This is a genomic window from Thermus kawarayensis JCM 12314, from assembly GCF_055393575.1.
On the sequence record NZ_AP043756.1, the window covers coordinates 483,400 to 499,266 of the forward strand.

A 15,867-nucleotide genomic window follows, 5' to 3' on the forward strand; every position below is an offset into this window, starting at 1 on the left:
GGCCACCTCAGCGAAAGTTGCGTTCCACCAACAAGCGCCCCTCGCGGGTGCGCACCTCCCCCACCTGGGGGGCGAACCAGACCTCGCGGACGTCCTGGCTGCGGGCGTCCTGGTAGGTCTGGCGGATGCGGAAGACCCGGAAGGTTCCTGCGGGTACCCGCACCTCCCGCTCTTCCAGGACCTCCATCTGGTAGGCCAGGCTTCCCCGGGCCAAAGGCTCCTGGCCCGAGGGGGTGAGGAGGTCCACCCGCACCTCCGTGGTCCCTCCCCAGCGGTAGCCCACCGCCAGGAGGGCCTCCGGGGGGTACTCCAGCAAGGGCGGGGTGAAGGCTACCCGGGCCGAGGGGTCCTGGAACCCCAGAAGCCTTACCCCAAAGGGCCCCACCTGCCGGTAGTACACCCGGTCCTCCCCCCGGCCCTGGGAGCGGAAGCGCAGGGCCTCCTGGCCCTCGTAAAGGGCGGGACCTTCCACCCGCAGCCGGTAGGGCGGGGAGGAAAGGGGCTCCCCCTCGGGCACGTACACCCACTCCATCCCGGGCAGGGCGGGGTAGAAGCCCTTTCCCTCCAGGAAGGGGCGGGCCTCGGGGGCCTGGGTCACCTGGGGGGCGCAGGCGGAAAGGGCAAGGGCGAGGGCCATAAGGTACCGCCTCATGGTACGGAGTTTACCCCCGTCCCTCCCGTAAGCTGGCCAACACTTCCCCCGGGGTGGCCGGCTTACGGGAGGAGGCATGCCCGGCTAGGACTGGCCCAGCTCACGCTTCAAGCGGGCGAGTTCCTCCTCCACCTCCTTGTCGGCGGAGAGGGCGGCGAGCTCCTTGTCCAGGTCCTCCCCCTCGAGGGCTTGGAGGGCCTGGTGGCGGTCTTCCATGGCGAGGATTCTGGCCTCCATCTCCTCAAAGGCCTCCAGGGCGGGGTGCTGGTCCAGGCGGGACTCCATGCGCCGCACGGCCTCGGCGGCCTCCACGCCCTTTTTGCGGGCGAGGAGGAGCGTCTTGCGGGCCTCGGCCTCGTCAATCTTGGCCTCCAGGGCCTTGAGCTGGGTCATGAGGCGGTCCATGAGGGCCTTCTGCTCCTCGGCCTGCTGCTTGAAGCCCTCCGCTAGGTCCAAGGCCCGCTTCCTCCGCCTTAGGGCCTCCTTGGCCAGGTCCTCCCGGCCCGCCCCTAGGGCCTCCTTGGCCTTCTCCTCCCAGAGGCCGGCCTCCTTCAGGTGGCTTTCCACCTCCCGTTCCAGGCGCCTCCCCTCGGCCATGGCGGCGGCCACCTGCTCCCTGGCCTCCTTGAGGGCTTCCTTCATGTCCCAAAGGGCCTGCTCAATGATCTTCTCCGGGTCCTCGGCCCGGCGCAGGAGGTCGTTGAGGTTGGCCCGAATGAGGCGGCCGATGCGGTCCAGTAGGTTCATCGCTTTCCTCCAAGAAGAGTATGCCACACCCGCCCCTTGACCCGGTGAGGGGGTGGGGTAGAATGGCCCTGTAAGTATGCGCTTGCTTTCTAGCCCGGACCCGGTGCGCACCCGCCTCCTCCAGGCGGCCCTGGAGCTTTTGGCCGAGCGGGGCTACCGGGGGGCCACCACCCGGGAGATCGCCCGGAGGGCCCGTGTGAGCGAGGTCACCCTTTTCCGCCGCTTCGGCCGCAAGGAGGCCCTGGTGCGGGAGGCCTTAGCCCTCCTCCCGTCCCCGGAGTTCCTGGCGGGCCTGCCGGGGCCGGAAAGCCCCCTGGAGGAGGGGCTTAGGGCCCTTTTGTCCGCCTACCTGGGGCTCTTGGAGGGGCAGCGGGCCTTTTTGCCCAAGCTCCTCGCCGAGCTTCTGCGCCACCCGGGCCTGGGGGCCCCTCCCGGGTTGCTTGCGGCCAAGGGGCGCGTGGTGGCCTTTTTCCGGGCCAAGCAGGAGGAAGGGCTTCTGCGCCGGGACGAACCCCCCGAGGAGCTGGCCCTGGCCTTTTTGGGGCCCCTTTTCGCCCGCTTCCTCCTGGGAGAGGCCCTGGGGCTCGCCCTGCCCCTGGACCCGGAGGCCTACCTGAGGGGGTACTTGGAGGGTCGGCATGGTCCACGCTGAGGAGCTCACGCGCAGCTTCGGCACCCTAAAGGCTTTGGACCGGGTGAGCCTCACGGTGCGCCCGGGGGAGGTCTTCGGCCTTCTCGGGCCCAACGGGGCGGGGAAGACCACCTTGGTGCGCATCCTCACCGGGGTCCTCAGGCCCCATGGGGGCAAGGCCCAAGTGGCCGGCCTGGACGTGGCGCGGGCTCCTCACCGGGTGAAGGCGCGCATCGGCTACGCCACCCAGGAGCAGAGCGTTTACCGCGACCTCACCGTGGAGGAAAACCTCCTTTTCCGGGCCAGGCTCTACCGTCCCGGGGAGGCCCGGGCCCTGGCGGAGGAGGCCCTCCTTCGCTTTGGCCTTCGGCCCTACGCCAAGACCCTGGCGGGGCACCTTTCCGGCGGGTGGCGGCAGCGCCTGGCCCTGGCCCAGGCGGTGGTCCACCGGCCGGAGGTCCTCTTCCTAGACGAGCCCACCACGGGCCTGGACCCTCTTTCCCGCCGGAGCATCTGGGACCTCATCCACGAGGAGGCGGGAAGGGGGGCCTCGGTCTTGGTCACCACCCACTACATGGACGAGGCCGAGCGCTGCCACCGCCTGGCCCTTCTCTTTGGGGGGCGGGTCCTGGCCCAGGGCACCCCCCAGGAGCTCAAGGCCTTGGCCCGGGAGCGGGCCCGCTTCCTCTTCGCCCAGGGCCCCTCCTTGGAGGCCCTCCGGGGGCTTCCGGGGGTTCTCGAGGCCTGGCCAAGCGGCGAAGGGGTCAGGCTCATCGCCCGGCCCTCCTTTCCCCTCGGGCCGGGGTTCCAAGAGGTGGAGCCCAGCCTGGAGGACGTGTTCGTCCTCCTCGCCAAGGAGGCCTCATGAACCGCATCCTGGCCCTGGCCCAGAAGGAGCTGTTGCAGATCCGGCGGGACCACGTCCTGCCCCGGCTCATCGTTTTGTTGCCCACCCTGATGCTCCTCCTCTTCGGCTACGCCATCAACTTCACCCTGAAGGACATCCCCCTGGTTCTTTACGACGCCTCTAAGGACCGCATCAGCGAGGCCCTCCTGCGCCAGCTCACCCAGGGGGGCGTCTTCCGCCTGGCCCTGGAGGCGGAAAGCCCCCGCGGGGTGGTGGCGGCCATAGACCGGGGCCAGGCCCGGGTGGGACTGGCGGTGCCCCCGGGGGCCCTGGAAAAGGTGCGCCGGGGGGAGAGCGTGGCCCTCCAGGTCTACGTGGACGGCACCGACCCCAACTTCGCCTTCCAGGCCCAGGCCGCCCTGAGGAAGGCCCTCCAGGAGGTGAACGCCCGCATCCTGGTGAGCCGGGCCTTGGCCGGGGAAAAGGTGCTTCCCCCCTTGAGCCCGGAGCTTCACACCCTCTACAACCCGGAGAACAGAACGGCCTGGTTCATGATCCCCGGGATCATCGGCCTGGTGCTCACCATGTTCACCGTGCTCCTCACCGCCCTTTCCATCGTGCGGGAGGCGGAAAGCCGCATGATGGAAAGCCTCCTCGCCTCCCCCTTGAGGCCCCACGAGATGGTTCTGGGGAAGGTGCTCCCCTACCTCTTCATCGCCTTCGGGGTAGCCCTTTTGGTGCTGGCCTTGGGGCACTGGGTCTTCGGGGTGCCGGTGCGGGGGAGCCTGGGGCTTTTGCTCCTGGCCATGTTCCTCTTCGTGCTGGGTTCCTTGGCGGCGGGGGTGTTCATCTCCACCCTGGCCCGCACCCAGGTGCAGGCCGTTTTCGGTACCTACGCCTACGCCTTCCCCACCATCTTCCTCTCGGGGTTCGTCTTTCCCGTGGACGGCATGCCCCGGTTTTTCCAGCTTCTTTCCTATCTGGTCCCCGCCCGCTACCTCATTGAGGTCCTGCGGGGGGTGATGCTTAAGGGGGTGGGGTTTGGGGTGCTCTGGCCCCACCTCCTGGCCCTGCTCCTTTTTGCCGGCCTGGTGCTTTTCCTGGCCTCGGCCCGCTTCCAGAGGCAGGTGGCGGTATGAGAAGGCTCTTGGCCCTTCTGCCCTTTCTGCTCCTGGCCTTGGCCCAGGGCCGCCTCGAGGCCGGGGTGTACCTGGGCCCCCGGGCCTTTCCCACCCTGGAGGCCGGCCTCACCCTGGGGGAAGGAGAGGCCCTTTTGCGCCTCCAGGGGGGACGAGGGGCCTTGGGCTACCTGGGAAGCCTGGCCTTGGGGCCTCTGGGCTATTTGGCCTACGGGGTCCAGGGGGAGGTGGGGGAAGGGGGTCCGGGCGGGGCCCTCTTCCTGGAGGGTGGGGCGGGGCCCCTGGCCCTGGAAGGCAGGCTTGGCTACCGGCCCAAAGGCGCCTTCCCCCTCTTCCCGGAGGAGGGGGTTTTCGGGCGGCTTTACCTGCGCTACCGCCTGGCCCCGAGGGAGGTGGCGGGCCTCCTCTTGGAGGGGGAGAGGGGCCTTAGGGCCGAGGCCACCTACGCCCTGCGGGAAGGGGCCACCTACACCCTGGGGGCGGGGGTTGGGGCGTGGCCTTACCTTGTCCTGGGTTGGAAGGGGGAGGTGGGGGAGGAGGGGGAGGTTATGGACCTCGCCTTGCGCCTCGGGGGGGTGAACCGCCTGGAGGGCGGGCTTTACTTAGGGGAGGCTAGCCTCCTTTTCACCCTTTCCCATCCTTGGGCGGGTAGCCTGGCCCTGTGGCTTGGGGACCTGGGCCTCGAGGCCGGCTACCGGGAAGCCCCTTACGCCTGGGTCCGCTACACCTGGAGGTGGCCGTGAGAAGACAGAAGATCCTTTGGCTTGGCGTGCTCCTTTTTCCCTTGGCCCTGGCCCAGACGGCGGCGGAGATTCTGGACCGGGTGGAGAAAAACCTCTCCGAGCCCTGGCAGGCGGTGGTCCAGGGCACCCTTCAAGGCCCCTCGGGGCAGGAAGAGCTTAGGGCCCGGGTCTTCGCCATCCCCAAGGAGAACCTCTTCCGCATAGAGTTCCTGAAGCCCGCTTCCCTGGAGGGGAACTTCACCGTGATCACCGAGAAGGAGGTCTGGAACTACCTCTACCTCACCAACCAGCTCATCGTCGCCCCCAAGGAGAGGGCCCAGGTCCAGGGCCTGGGCTTCAGCCCCCAGGGCCTGGGAGACCTCAAGGCCCTCACGGAGCGGGTAACCCTCCGCCTCTCCGGCGAGGAGCGCCTGCCGGAGGGGGCCGCCTGGAAGCTCGTGGGGCGGGCCAAGGAGGGCCAGGGCTTCGCCGAGATGGAGCTCTACGTTCTGAAGGCCGACCCCAGGCCCCTCCGTTTCGTCTTCAAGGACGAGGCGGGGAAGGTTCTGGCGGACCTCAGGGTGGTGGAGTTCAAGCGGACAAGCCTCACCCCGGCCCAGCTCAGGCGCTACCCCAAGGACGCCCAGGTGGTGCGCCGCTAGGGCTCGGCGTAGAGGGGGGTGGAGAGGTACTTCCAGCCACCGTCCGGGCTGATGCAAGCCACCCGCTTTCCGGGGCCGAGCTCCTTGGCCACCTGTAGGGCGGCCCAGACGATTCCCCCAGAGCTCATCCCCAGGAAAAGCCCCTCCTCCCGGGCGAGCCGCCGGGCCAGGGGAAAGGCGTCCTCCTCCCAAACCTGGACCACCCCGTCCAGAAGGGAAAGGTCCAGGTTTTCGGGGATGAAGCCCGGGCCCATGCCTTGGAACTGGTGCTGGCCCATCTTCCCCCCGGAAAGGACGTTGGAGCGGGCGGGTTCCACGGCGATGACCTTCACGTGGGGGAGGCGTTCCTTGAGGTAGCGGCCCACCCCGGTGATGGTCCCCCCGGTGCCGGAGCCGTAAACAAAGGCGTCTATACGGCCCTCCAGGGCCTCGTAGAGCTCGGGCCCCGTGGTCTCGTAGTGGGCCCGGACGTTGGCGGGGTTCTTGAACTGGTCGGGCATGAAGGCCCCAAGCTCCTCCTTGAGCCTCAAGGCCTCCTCCCTGGCCGCCAGCATCCGCCTTTCGGGGTCGGTGAGGACGAGCTCGGCCCCGTAGGCCCTGAGCACCCGCTTCCTCTCCTCGGACATCTGGGCGGGCATGGTGAGGATGAGGCGGTAGCCCCGGCTTGCGGCGATCATGGCCAGGCCGATGCCGGTGTTGCCGCTGGTGGGCTCCACGATGACCTGGCCCGAGCCCGGCCTTAGGATTCCCCGTTCCTCGGCGTCTCGGATCATGTACCAGGCGGGCCGGTCCTTGATGGAGCCCCCTGGGTTCTGCCCCTCCAGCTTCACGAAGACCTCGGCCATGTCCGGGGCCACCACCTTGGCGAGGCGGACCACCGGGGTCTTGCCGATGACCGCTTCCACCCGCATGCCCCCACTATAGCCCTTGGCCAGGGGCGGAACCCCGGGGCCCTTTTCCCGAGGCCTCGGGTCTGCTAGGCTAGAGGGAGCAAGCCTGGCTTGCGAAAGGGTGAACATGAAGGTTGAACAGGACAAGGTAGTGACCATCCGCTACACCCTCCAGGTGGAGGGGGAAGTTTTGGACCAGGGGGAGCTCTCCTACCTGCACGGGCACGGCAACCTGATCCGGGGCCTCGAGGAGGAGCTGGAGGGCCGTCAGGAGGGGGAGCGCTTCCAGGCCCACGTGCCCGCCGAGAAGGCCTACGGGCCCCACGACCCCGAAGGGATCCAGGTGGTGCCCCTTTCCGCCTTTCCCGAGGACGCCGAGGTGGTCCCTGGGGCCCAGTTCTACGCCCAGGACATGGAGGGGAACCCCATGCCCCTCACCGTGGTGGAGGTCCAGGGGGAGGAGGTCACCATCAACTTCAACCACCCACTGGCGGGCAAGGACCTGGACTTTGAGGTGGAGGTGGTGCGGGTGCGCGAGGCCACCCCGGAGGAGGTCCTCCACGGCCACGTGCACGAGGGCGGCCACGCCCACTAAGGCTTCTTCGCGGGGTCTTGCAGCCTTGGCCGCCTAGGGCCTAAACTGGTTAGGTGCGGGTGCGGAGGCCCCGCTTTGCTTGGCCCCATCGTCTAGCGGTCAGGACGCGGCCCTCTCAAGGCCGAAACGGGGGTTCAATTCCCCCTGGGGTCACCATGGGCGGCTAGCTCAGCCGGCGAGAGCGCTCGCCTTACAAGCGAGAGGCCAGAGGTTCAAGTCCTCTGCCGCCCACCAGCCCCACCCCTAAAGGGGTGGGAGATCGTTTTTTCCCAGAAGGCTCTGGACCCCTGCGGGAAGGGCTTCCTCGGGGAAGAGGGCCCGGAAGCGCTGGGCCAGGTCGGCCAGGAAGGGCTTCAGGTGCGCCTCCCGCAGGGCCTCTGGGTAGAGTTCCCGCATGGCCTGGAGAAGCTTTTCCCGGGCCAGGTGCCGGGCCACCAGGAGGGCTTCCCCCTGGAGGCGGGGGGGCTTTCCCCGGTAAAGGCGCTCGGCCTCCTTGCGCACGGCGGGGGCTTGCAAAAGGCGCCGGCAGGTGGGGCAGGGGTGGGTTTCGCTGGGGGCCTGGCAGATGGGGCAAGGGGTGCCCTTTTGCCGCTGGAAAAGGGCCAAGGCCGCCCGGGCCACCTTTTCCCGGAGGTCGGGAGGGGCTTCCTGAGCCAGGGCCAGGGCCTTCCGGCTTTGGGCTAGCAGGGCTCCTTCGGCGGGGCCGGGGTTCTGGGGCCTGGGAGGGGCTTCCTGGGCCTTTGGCTCTACCTGGAAGCGGATCTCCTTCACCATCCCGGGAAAGCGCTCCTCGTAGCGGTGAAGGAGAAGGAGGCGGTGGTAGGTGAGCTGGTGGGCCACCACGGGGTCGGGGACTCGTACCCAAAGGGTGCCTTCTTCCAGGGCCAGGGCCTCGGTGACCTGGGCCAGGCCCGGCCCCACCACCTCCCGCCAGGCGGCCAGGACCATGCCTCGCTTGAGCCGCTCCTTGCCCCCGGCTCGCTTGAGGGCCTCGGGAATCACCTCCTTTAGCCGCCAGGGCACAGGACCACCCCCCCTTGCACCGAGCATACCACCACCCCCTCGGGCGCCTGGAGGCCAGCCAGGACCGCCTGGGGCAGGTCCTTGGCGTAGCGCAGGACCGCCTGGCGCCGGAGTTCGTCCAGCTCCTCGCTCCACTCGTCCACCAGAAGGAGGGGGGGTTCCCCGTGGTGCTCGGCGAGGAGGCGGTGCTCGGCCAGGCGCAGGGCCAGGGCCAGGGCCTTGGCCTCTCCCCGGCTGGCGAAGCGGTGGGCGGGGCGGCCCAGGAGGAGGACCACCAGGTCGTCCCGGTGGGGCCCCACCAGGGTCTGGCCCCGGAGGAGCTCCTCCTCCCGTTTGGCCTTAAGGGCTTCCAGAAAACTCCCCTGCACGCTTTCCTCGAGCCCAAGGCCCGCCTCCCCGGGGGCCAGGGCCCGGTGGACCTCCTGGAAGATGGGCAGAAAGCGCCGGAGAAAGCGCCTTCTCAGGGCCAGGATTTCCTCCCCGTAGCGGGCGAGCTCCTGGTCCCAAACCCCCAGCCCGTTTCCCCCCGTCTTCAAGAGGGCGTTCCTTTGGCGCAGGACCTTTTCGTAGGCGGAAAGGAGGGCGGCGTAGCGCCGGGAGAAGCGGGAGAGAAGCCGGTCCAGAAAGGCCCGCCTGGCGTCCTTCGGCCCCAGGACGATCTCCACATCCTCGGGGCGCACCAGGACCGAGCCGGGAAGCTCCCACAGCGCCCTGAGGCCCACGGGCTTCCCGTTGAGGCGCACCTCCCTTCCTTCCGGGGCCAGGCGTTGCTCCACCCGGTAAAGGCCAAGCTCGGTTTCCACCTCGGTGAAGAGCCAGGCTTCCCGCTCCCCAAAGCGCACCAGGTCCCCCAGGGCCCCCGGCGCCTCCCCCCCCAGGAGGAGGTGCCAGGCCCAAAGGAGGTTGGTCTTCCCCTGGCCGTTCCCCCCCACCACGGCGAAGAGCCCCGGGGGAGGGCGGAAGGCCTCCAGGGCCAGGTTGCGAAAGTTGCGCTGCCGAAAGAGGAGAAGGCGCATCAGAGCCGGACCCGGCGGAAGAGGAGGGGCAAGGAGGCCAGGCCCAAGAGGAGAAGCCCCGCCCCCAGGAGGTAAGGGGCCTCGGGGGCCAGGCGGTAAAGCCCCGTGCCCAGGACCGGGCCCAGCATCCGTCCCAAGGCCTGGGCCGAGCTGTTGAGGCCCGCCACCAGCCCTTGCTCCCCTTCCCCTACCGCCAGGGAAAGCCCCGCCGTTACCCCAGGCCCTGCTAGGGCTGCCCCCGCGCCCTGGAGGGCAAGCCCCAGGGTCAGGGTGGGAAAGCCTTGGGCGAAGACCAGCACCAGAAAGCCCAGGAGGCCCACGGGGAGGCCCAGGAGGAGGAGGGTCCTGGGGGGCCAGCCCGCTTTGCGCACCAGGAACCCCTGGATGAACACCGCCACCAGGCCATAGAGGACCAGGGCGAGCCCCACGCTCCGGGCGGTCTCCACCCCGGTTAGCCCCAGGCGGTCCTGGAAGTAGAAGGCGATGGTCTGCTCCAGGGCCACGCCGGAGAGGTTGAGGGCGAAGCCCAGGAGGAGGAGGGGGAAGACCCGCCCGTCCCAGGGGGAAAGCCAGGCCGCCACCTCTTTCCCTCGAGGCCTGGACTCGGGCAGGACCAGGTAGACGAAGAGGGCGTTTAAGAGGGCGATCCCCGCCGAGAAAAAGACCGGGGCCAAAAGGCCCAAGAGGGCGGCAAGCCCCGCTCCCAAGGCGGGCCCCAGGATCACCGCCAGGCCGAAGGCCGCCCCCAGAAGGGCCATCCCTCCCGTGCGGCCTTCCCGCCCGGTGACGTTGGCCACGTAGGCCTGGGCCGTGGGCAGGGTGGCGGAGCTAAAGGCCCCTCCCAGGAGCCGGGAGAGGAGGAGGAGGGGAAAGAGGGCACCCGCTGGAAGAAGCCCCTTTTGCCCGAGGAGGGCGAAGAGGCCAAAGAGGAGGAAACTCCCTGCGAAGCCCAGGATGCCCACGAGGAGGACGGGCTTCCTGCCCCTTTCGCTCCGCCTACCCCAGTAGGGGGCGAGGAGGAACTGCATGAGGGCGTAGCCCGTGGAGAAGAGACCCACCTGGACCTCGCTTAGGCCCAGCTCCCGGCTCAGGGGCCCCAGGATGGGGAAGAGGATGGAAAGGCCTAGGACGCTGTTGAAGAGGGTGAGGAAGAGGAGAAACAGGGGGGACATGGCACCGATTGTATTAGCCGAAGCGCCCACTGATGTAGGCCTCGGTGCGCGGGTCCTTGGGCTTGGTGAAGAGGACCTCCGTGGGCCCGAACTCCACCATCTCCCCGTTCAGGAAGAAGGCGGTGAAATCGGAGACCCGGGCGGCCTGCTGCATGTTGTGGGTAACGATGACGATGGTGACCTGATCTTTGAGGGTCAGCAGGAGGTCTTCTATGGCCTGGGTGGAGATGGGGTCCAGGCTGGCGGTGGGTTCGTCCATGAGGAGGACCTCGGGTTCCACCGCCAGGGCCCGGGCGATGGTGAGGCGCTGTTGCTGGCCACCGGATAGGCCGCTGGCCGGGGCCCTCAGGCGGTCTTTGACCTCGTCCCAAAGGGCTGCCCCTTTGAGGGCCCGCTCCACGGCTTCGTCCAGGCGCTTGCGGTCGCGGACGCCCACCAGCCTGAGCCCGGCCGCCACGTTGTCGTAGATGGACATGGTGGGAAAGGCGGTGGGTTTTTGGAAGACCATGCCCACCCGGCGGCGCACCAGCACCGGGTCCACCCCCGGGGCGTAGATGTTCTCCCCGTCCAGGAGCACCTCTCCCTCCACCCGGGCGATGGGGGTGAGGTCGTGCATGCGGTTTAAGGCCCTTAAGAAGGTGGTCTTGCCGCACCCCGAGGGGCCGATGAGGGCGGTGATCCGGTGGCGGTAAAGGGGCAGGTTAACCCCCCCGTTCGCGCCCACACCGACCCGGCTTCCGTAACGGACCACCAGGTTCCTAGACTCCATGTGCACGTCCACGGCTTCCGGCATTTAGAACCTCCGCCTCGAGGCCCAGCGGGCGAGAAGGCTTGTCAGGGTGATGAGCCCGAAAAGGACCAGCCCTGCGGCCCAAGCCTGACGGTGCCAGTCCTCGTAGGGGCTGATGGCAAAGGCGAAGAGCCTTAAGGGCAGGGTGTCCATGGGTTTCAGGGGGTTGAGCTCCAAAAGGGGGCTTCCAAAGGCGGTGAAGAGGAGGGGGGCGGCCTCCCCCGCCGCCCGGGCGAAGGCCAGGAGAACCCCGGTGATGAGCCCCGCCCGGGCCGTGGGCAGGACCAGGGAAAGGATCACCCGCCAGCGGGGAAGCCCCAGGGCAAGCCCGGCCTCCCGAATCTCCTTGGGCACCAGGGAGAGCACTCCCTCGGTGCTTCGGGCCAGGATGGGGATCATGAGGAAGCCCAGGGCGAAGGCCCCGGAAAGCCCGGAGAAGCCTCCCATGGGCTTCACCACCAGGATGAAGGCCAAGAGGCCAAAGAGGATGGCCGGCATCCCGTTCAGGGTGTCGGAGAGGAGGCGGAGGTAGGGATTGACGGGATGGTCCGGGTACTCGGCGAGGAGGATCCCCGCCGCCAGGCCGAAGGGCAAGGCGATGAGAAGGCCTAGGCCATCCACGATGAGGGTGCCCACGATGGCCTGCCGCAAGCCCCCTCCCGTTTCTCCTGGGGGGCGCATGTCCTTAAGGAAGAAGTCCACGTTAAGGGCGCTTGCCCCCTGCAAAAGGGCGTAGGCCACCACCAAGAAGAGGATCAGGAAGGCCAAAAGGGTGCCCAGGGCCACCAGGGCCATCATGAGGCGCTCCACCCGGTAGCGCCGCCTTAGGGCCAGGTCCTTCGCGGTCACAGCACCCCCTTCACCAGGCGCTCTTGGCGCCTCAGGATGTAGGCGGCGGTGAAGTTGATCAGCATGGACACCAGAAAGAGAAGAAAGCCCACGGCGATCAGGGCGGAAAGGTGCAGGTCCTCCACCGCCTCGGTGAACTCGTTGGCGATGACGCTGGGCATGGTGGCCGCCCCTCCGAAGAGGGTGTAGGGGAGTTTGTGGGAGTTGCCGATGACCATGGTGACCGCCATGGTCTCCCCCACCGCCCGGGCCAGGGCCAGGAAGACCCCGGCGATGATCCCACCCCGGGCCAAGGGCAAGATGGCGAGGCGCATCACCTCCCAGCGGGTAGCCCCCAGGGCGTAGGCGGCTTCCCGGTGCTCCTTGGGCACCAAGGCGATGGCGTCCCGGGCCAAAGCCGCGGTGTAGGGCACGATCATGGAGGCCAGGATGAGCACGGCGGTCATGAGGCCGTACCCCGTGGGCACCCCGAGGAAGGGGAGGAGGCCGGGGAGGCGCTCCGCCGCCCACATGTAGAGGGGAAGCTGCACCGCATCCCTCAGCCAGGGGGCCAGGACGAAGATCCCCCAAAGCCCGTACACCACGCTGGGCACGGCGGCCATCAGGTCCAGGAGGAAGTTGATGACCTGGGCGAGCCACCTGGGAGCGTACTCGGCGGCGAAGATGGCCGCCGCCAGGGCGGGGAAGAAGGAAAGCAGGAGGGCGGAAAGGCTCACGATGAGGGTGCCCAGGATGTAGGGCCAAGCCCCGAAGGCCTTCTGCACCACGGGGTCCCACTCTCTTCCCGAGGCGAAGCCCAGAAGGCCGAAGCGGTTCAGGGCCAGGCTCCCCCCCTGGTAGAGCTCGTAGGCCATGAGGAGGGCCAAGGCCACCACGCCCAAGGCCAGGAGAAGGAGGAAAAGGGCGAAGATCCGGTCGCCGAAGTGGCTGTAGAGTCGCCGCATGCGCAAACCCTTCTTCAAGATAAGGGGTGGCCCCGGGAAAGGCCACCCCTGGGTCAGGCTCCCTTTAGCGGCCCACGATCTCCTTGCCGATGGCCTTGCCCTCGTAGGTGACCCGGGAGAGGAGGGCCAAGGCCCGTTGCTGGGCCACGGGGGAGAGGGCCCCGTAGGTGAGGGGCTCGTTGTACTTCTGCCCCTCGGTGAGGACCCACTTGACGAACTCCACCAAAGCCCGGGCCTCGGCCTCGGACTTCACCGCCTTGTTGGCCGAGAGGTTCTCGTAAAGGAGAAGGTAGGTGAAGCTGGCGATGGGGTAGCCGTCGGGGGCGGCGGTGTCGGTGAGGGAAACCCGCATGTCCCCGGGCAGGGGCACGTTGGCCGCCGCCTTGATGGAGGCCAGGTCCGCCAGGACGAAGCGGCCCGCCTTGTTCCGCACCGCCCCGTAGGCCAGGTTGTTCTGCTTGGCGTAGGTGACCTCCACGTAGCCGATGGCCCCGGGGGTCTGCTTCACCACCCCGGCCACCCCTTCGTTGCCCTTGCCCCCCACCCCCACGGGCCACTGGACGCTGGTGCCCCGGCCCACCTTCTGGGCCCACTCGGGGGACACCTTGGAAAGGTAGTCCACGAAGACGTAGGTGGTGCCGGAGCCGTCGGAGCGGTGGACCACGGTGATGGGAAGGGGGGGGAGTTTCACGCCGGGGTTGAGTTCCTGCAGGGCGGGGTCGTTCCAGGTCTTGATCTTGCCCAGGTAGATGTCGGCCAGGACGGGGCCGCTAAAGCGCAGGGGCTCCTTTAGCCCCGGAAGGTTGTAGGCGGGCACCACCGCCCCCAGGGCGTAGCCGATGTTCAGGGCGTTGCTCTTAAAGCGCTCCCTGACCTCCTTCATGCGGGTGTCGTCCAGGGGAGCGTCAGAGGCCCCGAAGTGCACGGTCTGCTCCAGGAACTGGCGGATGCCCCCCCCGGAGCCGATGGACTGGTAGTTGATGCGCACCTTCCCCCCGGTGAGCCGGGTGTACTCGTCCCCGTACTTGGCCATGAGGGGGTAGGGGAAGGTGGCCCCCGCCCCCACCAGGGTGAGGGTCTGTTGCGCCAAACCCAGGCCCGCCAGGGCCACCGCCGTGAGAATCCACGCTTTTCCTCGCATCCTTCAACCTCCCACCCGTACTTTGCCCGGTATTTGTCAGGAGAAGGTCAGCTCCCGGGAGGCCTCGAGGCCCGCCAGGTTGTAAAGTCCCTTCCGGATCACCGCACCCCCAAGGAGCCTCTCCCCCTGGTAGAAGACGGCGCTCTGCCCCGGGGTCACGGCGAAGACGGGGTGGGCAAGGCGGAGGCGGAGGGGCTTTAGGGACTCCACCCTGGCCCTCACGGGGGGGGTGCGGTAGCGCACCTGGACCTCTATCTCCTCGGGAAGCTCGGCGAGGAGGTTGAGGCCTTCCCCTTCCAGGCCCTCAAAGAGGGCGGCCTCCTTGGGGCCCACGTAGACCACGTTCCTCTCGGGGTCCACGCCCACCACGTACCGCTCCAGGTGGGTCTTGTAAAGCCCGAGGCCCTTCCGCTGGCCCACCGTGTAGAGGCTTGCCCCCTGGTGCTCCCCCACCACCTCTCCCGTCAAGGCGTCCACCAGGGGGCCGGGCCTGGGCCGGAGGCGCTCCCTGAGGAAGCCCGTGAGGTCCCCGGCCACGAAGCAGAGGTTCTGGCTTTCGGGCCTCCTCGCCGTGGGGAGGCCCGCCTTCTCGGCCAGGGCCCGCACCTCAGGCTTGGTGAGGTGCCCCACGGGGAAGAGGAGGTGGGGGACGGCCTCCCTGGGCGTGCCCCAGAGGAAGTAGGTCTGGTCCTTGTTGGGGTCAAGGCCCCGAAGGAGGGCCTCCCCCTCCTTCCGCACGTAGTGGCCCGTGGCCACGTAGTCCAGGCCGAGCCTCCTCGCCTGCTTGAGGAGGGCCCCGAACTTGACGAAGGTGTTGCACCGGGTACAGGGGTTAGGGGTGCGCCCCCGGGCGTAGTCCTCCAGGAAGGGCTTTACGATCTCCTCCTCAAAGACCTCCCGGTAGTCCAGGAGGTAGAAGGGGATGCCCAAAAGCTCCGCCACCCGCCTCGCCTCGTAGGCGGCATCGGGGGTGCAACAGCTCTCCCAGGCCCGGGACTTGCCCCCCTCTGGGCTTGGGGGCGGCAGGTCGGGCCAGAAGCGCATCATGGCCCCCACCACCTCGTACCCCTCCTCCTTGAGGAGGAGGGCGGCCACGGAGGAGTCCACCCCCCCGGACATGGCCACCAGGACCCGCTTCACGCCACCACCCTTTCCCCTAGGGCCGCCTCGGTGCTCCTTATGGCCACCTCCACCATCTCCGGGGTGGGCTCGGCCACGGTGAGGGCCTGGAAGCGGAAGCCGAGCTCCCTGAGGAGCCGGGAGATGGGGTCGTGGTGCCTGGCCGAGAAGTAGAGGAGCTCAAAGGCCAAGGCGGCCACCAAAGGCAGGAAGAGCACCCGGGCCAAAAGCCGCCACCAGAGGACCTGGGGAGCCGGGATGAGGCTATAGACCAGAACCGAGACCACCACCACGAAGGCCAGGAAGGTGGTGCCGCACCGGGGGTGGAAGCGGGGCTGGGCCAGGACGTTCTCCACGGTGAGGGGAAGGCCCTTCTCGTAGGCGTGGATGGCCTTGTGTTCCGCCCCGTGGTACATGAAGAAGCGCCGGACCTCCGGCATGCGCCCGATGAAGAGGAGGTAGCCCACGAGGATCCCCACCTTGACCAGCCCCGCCAGGAGGTTGTAGAGCAGGGGGTGCCGGGCGGGGTCCACCAAAAGCCCCGAGAGGAACCCGGGGAAGACGATGAAGAGGGCGAGGCTCAGGAGGAGGCTTACCGCCACCGCCCCCCAGAGGGCCCCCTTCCCCACCTCCTCCCCTCCTGCGAGCTCGGCGCTCCTCGCCAGGGCCCGGTAGCTCACGCTTAGGGCGTCAAAGAGGGCCACCACCCCCCGGAGGAGAGGGAGCCTCGTCCAGGGGTAGCGCTCGGTGAGGGCCCTTTCCTCGTGGCGCTCCACGTGGATCTGGCCACCCGGCAGGCGCACCGCCAGGGCCCAGGCCTGGGGGGACTTCATCATCACGCCCTCGAGGGCCGCCGCTCCCCCCAGGGCGACCGTTTTGGCCAAGAAGAGAAGGGGCCGCATCCTTTTCATTCTGCCACAGGGGTGTG

The 15,867-nt window shown here is 68.5% G+C and carries 18 protein-coding genes and 2 tRNA genes; 8 read left to right on the forward strand and 12 right to left on the reverse strand.

Annotated elements, in window-relative coordinates:
- Positions 1-7: 7 nt before the first annotated feature.
- Together ACZ5RK_RS03030 and ACZ5RK_RS03035 are read right to left on the reverse strand one after the other, a co-directional pair.
- The gene (locus tag ACZ5RK_RS03030; protein WP_464909623.1) at positions 8-652 is read right to left on the reverse strand and encodes a hypothetical protein; all 645 of its coding nucleotides are present in this window, start codon (positions 650-652) and stop codon (positions 8-10) included.
- A gap of 84 nt (positions 653-736) precedes the next feature.
- The gene (locus tag ACZ5RK_RS03035; protein ID WP_464909624.1) at positions 737-1,399 is read right to left on the reverse strand and encodes a PspA/IM30 family protein; all 663 of its coding nucleotides are present in this window, start codon (positions 1,397-1,399) and stop codon (positions 737-739) included.
- Positions 1,400-1,475: 76 nt separating this feature from the next.
- Between ACZ5RK_RS03035 and ACZ5RK_RS03040 the strand changes: the two genes are divergently transcribed.
- The 5 genes from ACZ5RK_RS03040 to ACZ5RK_RS03060 are packed head-to-tail and all read left to right on the forward strand — an operon-like array spanning position 1,476 to position 5,400.
- The gene (locus tag ACZ5RK_RS03040) at positions 1,476-2,051 is read left to right on the forward strand and encodes a TetR/AcrR family transcriptional regulator (protein WP_464909625.1); all 576 of its coding nucleotides are present in this window, start codon (positions 1,476-1,478) and stop codon (positions 2,049-2,051) included.
- Entirely contained in the window at positions 2,038-2,898 is an 861-nt protein-coding gene (locus tag ACZ5RK_RS03045; protein ID WP_464909626.1) for an ABC transporter ATP-binding protein, read from the forward strand. Before ACZ5RK_RS03040 ends, ACZ5RK_RS03045 begins: the two co-directional genes overlap by 14 nt.
- Complete coding sequence (locus ACZ5RK_RS03050) at positions 2,895-4,016, forward strand: ABC transporter permease (protein ID WP_464909627.1); 1,122 nt, start codon at positions 2,895-2,897, stop codon at positions 4,014-4,016. The genes ACZ5RK_RS03045 and ACZ5RK_RS03050 overlap by 4 nt, the downstream gene beginning before the upstream one ends.
- Positions 4,013-4,759, forward strand: coding sequence for a hypothetical protein (locus ACZ5RK_RS03055; RefSeq protein WP_464909628.1), 747 nt, complete (start codon positions 4,013-4,015; stop codon positions 4,757-4,759). Before ACZ5RK_RS03050 ends, ACZ5RK_RS03055 begins: the two co-directional genes overlap by 4 nt.
- On the forward strand, positions 4,756-5,400 hold the full coding sequence (locus ACZ5RK_RS03060) for an outer membrane lipoprotein carrier protein LolA (RefSeq protein WP_054647677.1): 645 nt from the start codon (positions 4,756-4,758) through the stop codon (positions 5,398-5,400). The genes ACZ5RK_RS03055 and ACZ5RK_RS03060 overlap by 4 nt, the downstream gene beginning before the upstream one ends.
- On the opposite strand, the gene cysK is transcribed toward ACZ5RK_RS03060, so the two are convergent.
- The gene (gene cysK / locus ACZ5RK_RS03065; protein ID WP_464909629.1) at positions 5,397-6,311 is read right to left on the reverse strand and encodes a cysteine synthase A; all 915 of its coding nucleotides are present in this window, start codon (positions 6,309-6,311) and stop codon (positions 5,397-5,399) included. The two genes, ACZ5RK_RS03060 and cysK, sit on opposite strands and share 4 nt — an antisense overlap.
- 106 nt (positions 6,312-6,417) lie before the next feature.
- On the opposite strand from cysK, the gene ACZ5RK_RS03070 reads away from it, so the two are divergent.
- The 3 genes from ACZ5RK_RS03070 to ACZ5RK_RS03080 all read left to right on the forward strand — a co-directional run bounded on the left by ACZ5RK_RS03070 (position 6,418) and on the right by ACZ5RK_RS03080 (position 7,119).
- On the forward strand, positions 6,418-6,885 hold the full coding sequence (locus tag ACZ5RK_RS03070) for an FKBP-type peptidyl-prolyl cis-trans isomerase (protein ID WP_464909630.1): 468 nt from the start codon (positions 6,418-6,420) through the stop codon (positions 6,883-6,885).
- A gap of 81 nt (positions 6,886-6,966) precedes the next feature.
- Positions 6,967-7,041, forward strand: a tRNA-Glu gene (locus ACZ5RK_RS03075).
- Position 7,042: 1 nt separating this feature from the next.
- Positions 7,043-7,119 (forward strand) — tRNA-Val (locus ACZ5RK_RS03080).
- Between the two features lie 9 nt (positions 7,120-7,128).
- Here ACZ5RK_RS03080 and ACZ5RK_RS03085 read toward each other — a convergent pair.
- From ACZ5RK_RS03085 to ACZ5RK_RS03125, 9 genes are all read right to left on the reverse strand, one after another.
- Positions 7,129-7,908 (reverse strand): DciA family protein, encoded by a 780-nt coding sequence (locus tag ACZ5RK_RS03085; RefSeq protein ID WP_464909631.1) that lies wholly within the window; start codon positions 7,906-7,908, stop codon positions 7,129-7,131.
- Complete coding sequence (gene recF / locus ACZ5RK_RS03090) at positions 7,893-8,924, reverse strand: DNA replication/repair protein RecF (protein ID WP_464909632.1); 1,032 nt, start codon at positions 8,922-8,924, stop codon at positions 7,893-7,895. The genes ACZ5RK_RS03085 and recF overlap by 16 nt, the downstream gene beginning before the upstream one ends.
- On the reverse strand, positions 8,924-10,096 hold the full coding sequence (locus tag ACZ5RK_RS03095) for an MFS transporter (RefSeq protein WP_464909633.1): 1,173 nt from the start codon (positions 10,094-10,096) through the stop codon (positions 8,924-8,926). The genes recF and ACZ5RK_RS03095 overlap by 1 nt, the downstream gene beginning before the upstream one ends.
- Positions 10,097-10,109: 13 nt before the next feature.
- Complete coding sequence (gene pstB / locus ACZ5RK_RS03100; protein WP_464909634.1) at positions 10,110-10,889, reverse strand: phosphate ABC transporter ATP-binding protein PstB; 780 nt, start codon at positions 10,887-10,889, stop codon at positions 10,110-10,112.
- Positions 10,890-11,735, reverse strand: a complete 846-nt coding sequence (pstA, locus tag ACZ5RK_RS03105) for a phosphate ABC transporter permease PstA (protein ID WP_464909635.1) — start codon at positions 11,733-11,735, stop codon at positions 10,890-10,892.
- Entirely contained in the window at positions 11,732-12,679 is a 948-nt protein-coding gene (gene pstC, locus ACZ5RK_RS03110) for a phosphate ABC transporter permease subunit PstC (RefSeq protein ID WP_464909636.1), read from the reverse strand. The genes pstA and pstC overlap by 4 nt, the downstream gene beginning before the upstream one ends.
- A gap of 64 nt (positions 12,680-12,743) precedes the next feature.
- Positions 12,744-13,820, reverse strand: coding sequence for a phosphate ABC transporter substrate-binding protein PstS (gene pstS / locus ACZ5RK_RS03115; protein ID WP_464909637.1), 1,077 nt, complete (start codon positions 13,818-13,820; stop codon positions 12,744-12,746).
- Between the two features lie 36 nt (positions 13,821-13,856).
- Entirely contained in the window at positions 13,857-14,960 is a 1,104-nt protein-coding gene (gene mnmA / locus ACZ5RK_RS03120; protein WP_054647243.1) for a tRNA 2-thiouridine(34) synthase MnmA, read from the reverse strand.
- Complete coding sequence (locus ACZ5RK_RS03125) at positions 14,957-15,841, reverse strand: DUF1385 domain-containing protein (protein WP_464909638.1); 885 nt, start codon at positions 15,839-15,841, stop codon at positions 14,957-14,959. The genes mnmA and ACZ5RK_RS03125 overlap by 4 nt, the downstream gene beginning before the upstream one ends.
- Between the last annotated feature and the right edge of the window lie 26 nt (positions 15,842-15,867).

Coding starts and splice junctions, on each gene's coding strand:
- ACZ5RK_RS03030 (WP_464909623.1), bottom strand. CDS start 652: ATGAGGCGGTACCTTATGGCCCTCGCCCTTGCCCTTTCCGCCTGCGCC.
- ACZ5RK_RS03035 (WP_464909624.1), bottom strand. CDS start 1,399: ATGAACCTACTGGACCGCATCGGCCGCCTCATTCGGGCCAACCTCAAC.
- ACZ5RK_RS03040 (WP_464909625.1), top strand. CDS start 1,476: ATGCGCTTGCTTTCTAGCCCGGACCCGGTGCGCACCCGCCTCCTCCAG.
- ACZ5RK_RS03045 (WP_464909626.1), top strand. CDS start 2,038: ATGGTCCACGCTGAGGAGCTCACGCGCAGCTTCGGCACCCTAAAGGCT.
- ACZ5RK_RS03050 (WP_464909627.1), top strand. CDS start 2,895: ATGAACCGCATCCTGGCCCTGGCCCAGAAGGAGCTGTTGCAGATCCGG.
- ACZ5RK_RS03055 (WP_464909628.1), top strand. CDS start 4,013: ATGAGAAGGCTCTTGGCCCTTCTGCCCTTTCTGCTCCTGGCCTTGGCC.
- cysK (WP_464909629.1), bottom strand. CDS start 6,311: ATGCGGGTGGAAGCGGTCATCGGCAAGACCCCGGTGGTCCGCCTCGCC.
- ACZ5RK_RS03070 (WP_464909630.1), top strand. CDS start 6,418: ATGAAGGTTGAACAGGACAAGGTAGTGACCATCCGCTACACCCTCCAG.
- recF (WP_464909632.1), bottom strand. CDS start 8,924: ATGCGCCTTCTCCTCTTTCGGCAGCGCAACTTTCGCAACCTGGCCCTG.
- ACZ5RK_RS03095 (WP_464909633.1), bottom strand. CDS start 10,096: ATGTCCCCCCTGTTTCTCCTCTTCCTCACCCTCTTCAACAGCGTCCTA.
- pstB (WP_464909634.1), bottom strand. CDS start 10,889: ATGCCGGAAGCCGTGGACGTGCACATGGAGTCTAGGAACCTGGTGGTC.
- pstC (WP_464909636.1), bottom strand. CDS start 12,679: ATGCGGCGACTCTACAGCCACTTCGGCGACCGGATCTTCGCCCTTTTC.
- pstS (WP_464909637.1), bottom strand. CDS start 13,820: ATGCGAGGAAAAGCGTGGATTCTCACGGCGGTGGCCCTGGCGGGCCTG.
- ACZ5RK_RS03125 (WP_464909638.1), bottom strand. CDS start 15,841: ATGCGGCCCCTTCTCTTCTTGGCCAAAACGGTCGCCCTGGGGGGAGCG.